We start from the raw sequence: 3,279 nt of genomic DNA, 5'->3' as shown, positions 1-3,279 counted from the left end.
AAAAATTTAGCACATTCCTTCAGAAAAGGGGAGAGGGCTTTCTGAAAGAATGTGCAAAAAAATGGGCGTTTTGTGCTGAAATAAAATGATAATTTACACTATTTACTCCGGCAGGGTATGTATTTTCGATTTGGGGTCTCATTTACATCTTACTGGCAATTTGGATTTTAAGACAAGTTCCTTTTTTACGCCGCGACTTGCCTATGTATCGCCAAGCGTTCGTTCCTTTTGTTATTAGCTGTATATTGAATGCGTTATGGATTGTTGTGTGGCATTATGAATATTTTCTCTTTTCTGTTGTTGTGATGCTTTCTCTTCTTTTTACGCTGATATGGTTATATAAAGTGGTCAAACGTACGAATTCACGCTTTTTTGACATATTTCCATTTTCTGTTTATTTAGGTTGGATCAGCGTTGCAACGATTGCAAACATTTCCTTTGTTTTAAAATACAACGGTTGGAACGGATTCGGATTGTCTGATGCATTCTGGGCGATTGCGATGTTACTTGTTGCGACAGCTTTAGCCCTTCTTTTCATGCTCCGACAACGAGATTACATATATCCGCTTGTGTTTGTTTGGGCGTTTGTTGGCATCGGGATGAAAAACCAAGGAACCGCGTCGCTTGTCGCATACGCTGCATTTTTGTTGGCAGGAGTCATATTAATTAGCGTAGCATCTTTGTATAAAGAAAAAACATAATTGCCCACCTTGGTTGTGGGCGATTTATACATATTTGCTGATCGCTTCGTTGAACTGTTTTTGCATGGTTTTGTCATGCAAAAGTTTTTTGGAAAATAAATATGGACGAATGCTTGGATCTTCTAACATGTGCTTTACTGTGTTTTTGTCGAATGGTTTTTGTGTTTCAATAATTTTTGTTGCTTGCATATGTTTCAATTTTCATTTTGCCATGAGATACTCAAACGGATCCAACAACAAAAAATCTAACAATGCGCCTATTGCAACATATAGTGACTAGCATTCCCATGTTCCCCATTTCCCCCCTCTGCTATTTTTGATAGATCACTCAAAATTTACCTTTTTCCATCGTAACATATTGACAAAAAAAAAGGATAAAATTTTATTGTGAATATTGTGACGATTGGGTGTGTTTGTTGTGAAATTGTATTTACCTTTTTTAAGGGAGATTGAGGTGAAATTCAAGGAAAATTCTTGTCGTATCGAGTCGACTGATGGTTTTTTTGATTTAAGTCATGTAATAGAAAAGGGGGAGGAAGAAAATATATTAAGCATTTTCTTTAGGAAGCAGAGAATTCTAGAAATAAGCATCGACCTATTAACAAAAATGAAAGAGGATTTTAAGGATACTTGCTTAGTAAAATGTTTGACATGCATGGGGGTGGAAAAAAATCATCAAGGGGTACTTTTTCCATTACAGCCAACAAGTGATTTTAGCGTTTATGATCGGGAATTATGTGTGTTTATAGAATTTCTTTATGTAAAAAAAGATATGCCTGTTGTCATCGTTATTGAGCAAAATAATACAATGGTATACGGTAATATAGACGTTATACCGGCTGGAAAGGGTGGGGGTTATCACAGAACTTTTGCACACGTTATTTTATTTGAACACAATCAGCTCTTAGAGCATGTTCAAAAAGCGAATGAATATAAATTTTTCGTGCATTTGTTAAATGGTAGGAAGCTGGCTGAGGGTGTTTTTCGTATAAGGCGGGAAAAGCTTTCATATGGTAAGAAGTATTTTAATTCTTATAGCTATCATTTTGATCAAAAAACATAGGAGGTACTGTTTGGATTTTTCTTATTCAATATAAATAAATGTTTCTATGGAGTACAGCTATTCATTACTTAGCACTACATTTCATTTCTAGTGGAAAGGATGGTTAGCAATGTCTACATGGAATAGAATTGAATCAGGAATTAAACAAGGATTAAAGGATGTAGCGGCTTCGTATGGAATTGATTGGAGTGGTGCTGCTAATACTGCTAGTAAGGTAGGTCCGGCTGTTGGGGGAGGGATTAAGGGAGCTAAAAATGCACGAGCAGAAGTAGAAATGCGTATTTCTAAAGCAGAAACACGATTAGAAGTTGGAAGGATCGAAAAAGCAGCAACACAAATGGTAGCCAAAGGAGCAGCTAAAGGAGCGATTAAAGCGATAGGAATATGGGGATTCATACCTGACATAGCCATATTTGCGAATGGTTTTAGAAAAGGGTACTCAACTGCGGGCAACTAGCAACTAGGAGGGCTTATAGTGGGAGCTTACGAAATAAACGGAATTTTCCTCGTGGTCTTTATCTATTTTCTACTGTTTCGCATCATCAAGACGAAAGACACCGATTATGTTTATGCAATCATCCCTACATTACTGGGATTTATGCTTGTTTATACACCTATTTCTGACTTTATCGAACCTTATATAGCTACCTTAGTAATTGTGGTTGTGGCTATATTATGTTTTGCCATTTTCATTAGATTACAGGTCAAAGAAATTAAAGGTAAATTGCGAAGTAGAAAGGATACGTAAGAACTATTGGGTACCGTCAAGAATTTTGTGTAATGCAAGATGGATAGTGTATCTCTGAAATGGATTTGGAATGGATAGGGAACCGATTTCCTCCCCACAGGAGACTGAATATTCAGTCTCCTGTGGGGAAAGGGAGAATCCCCTTATTTTGTTTATTTTCATTTACAATATATGGTTAATTGTAACGTTCTTCAAACATTCGTTGAAGGGCTTCATGTGCTTCGGCAAATCCTCGCAACTTTCTCCCCGCCCATTTCTCATTAAAGTCTTGGATCGTCAAATACACGACTTTTTCCGCGGCTTCTAAACTGCTCAAACTGTTCATCGGTTTTAGACGTTTCCGAATCTCCTTGATCGTTCGTTCGATGGCATTCGTCGTGTAAATTACACTTCGAATACTGTTTGGATCATTCATAAAGGTGAGGAGGACATCCAACTCATTGGCCCAAGATTGCACTTCTCTTGGGTACTTGCTCGACCATTTCGATTCAAACTGTTGAAACATCTGTAACGCCATCTCCTTATTCGGTGCACGATAAATCAGTTTGAGATCCTCTGCCACTTCAAATTGATCTTTTTTCCGAACACGATTTAAGGTATTACGTACTTTGTGAACGACACAACGCTGTACATCGGCTTTCGGATAAACTTGATGTTAGTCTAGATTATATATAAGTTGCAATAAAGATTTTCCGATTGTTCGATTCTGTTTTCCTTCATAACAAGTCATTTTGATAGAATGCAGCGGGCGTTCTACTGGATGTAAA

At 37.2% G+C, this 3,279-nt stretch carries 4 protein-coding genes and 1 pseudogene; 4 read left to right on the top strand and 1 reads right to left on the bottom strand.

Going from position 1 to position 3,279, the window contains the following annotated elements:
- The first annotated feature begins 203 nt into the window (after positions 1-203).
- The 4 genes from CV944_RS16530 to CV944_RS17375 all read left to right on the top strand — a co-directional run bounded on the left by CV944_RS16530 (position 204) and on the right by CV944_RS17375 (position 2,512).
- Positions 204-701: a TspO/MBR family protein gene (locus tag CV944_RS16530; protein ID WP_483299648.1), complete on the top strand. Its 498-nt coding sequence runs from the start codon at positions 204-206 to the stop codon at positions 699-701.
- A gap of 418 nt (positions 702-1,119) precedes the next feature.
- A complete protein-coding gene (locus tag CV944_RS16520) occupies positions 1,120-1,764 on the top strand; it encodes a hypothetical protein (protein ID WP_233205180.1) in 645 nt (214 codons plus the stop codon).
- Between the two features lie 109 nt (positions 1,765-1,873).
- On the top strand, positions 1,874-2,221 hold the full coding sequence (locus CV944_RS16515) for a hypothetical protein (protein WP_015863919.1): 348 nt from the start codon (positions 1,874-1,876) through the stop codon (positions 2,219-2,221).
- 18 nt (positions 2,222-2,239) lie between these two features.
- The gene (locus CV944_RS17375) at positions 2,240-2,512 is read left to right on the top strand and encodes a hypothetical protein (protein WP_015863918.1); all 273 of its coding nucleotides are present in this window, start codon (positions 2,240-2,242) and stop codon (positions 2,510-2,512) included.
- A gap of 175 nt (positions 2,513-2,687) precedes the next feature.
- Here CV944_RS17375 and CV944_RS16505 read toward each other — a convergent pair.
- A pseudogene (locus CV944_RS16505) lies at positions 2,688-3,161 on the bottom strand (transposase); the annotation flags it as partial.
- Positions 3,162-3,279: the final 118 nt, after the last annotated feature.

The organism is Geobacillus sp. WSUCF-018B (genome assembly GCF_002809985.1).
In the GTDB taxonomy this organism is placed as follows: Bacteria; Bacillota; Bacilli; order Bacillales; family Anoxybacillaceae; genus Geobacillus; species Geobacillus thermophilus.
This window is presented reverse-complemented; position numbering and strand designations above follow the sequence as displayed.

What these genes read in the sequence shown, in the direction of transcription:
- CV944_RS16530 (WP_483299648.1), top strand. Translation starts at nt 204, where the DNA reads ATGTATCGCCAAGCGTTCGTTCCTTTTGTTATTAGCTGTATATTGAAT.
- CV944_RS16515 (WP_015863919.1), top strand. Translation starts at nt 1,874, where the DNA reads ATGTCTACATGGAATAGAATTGAATCAGGAATTAAACAAGGATTAAAG.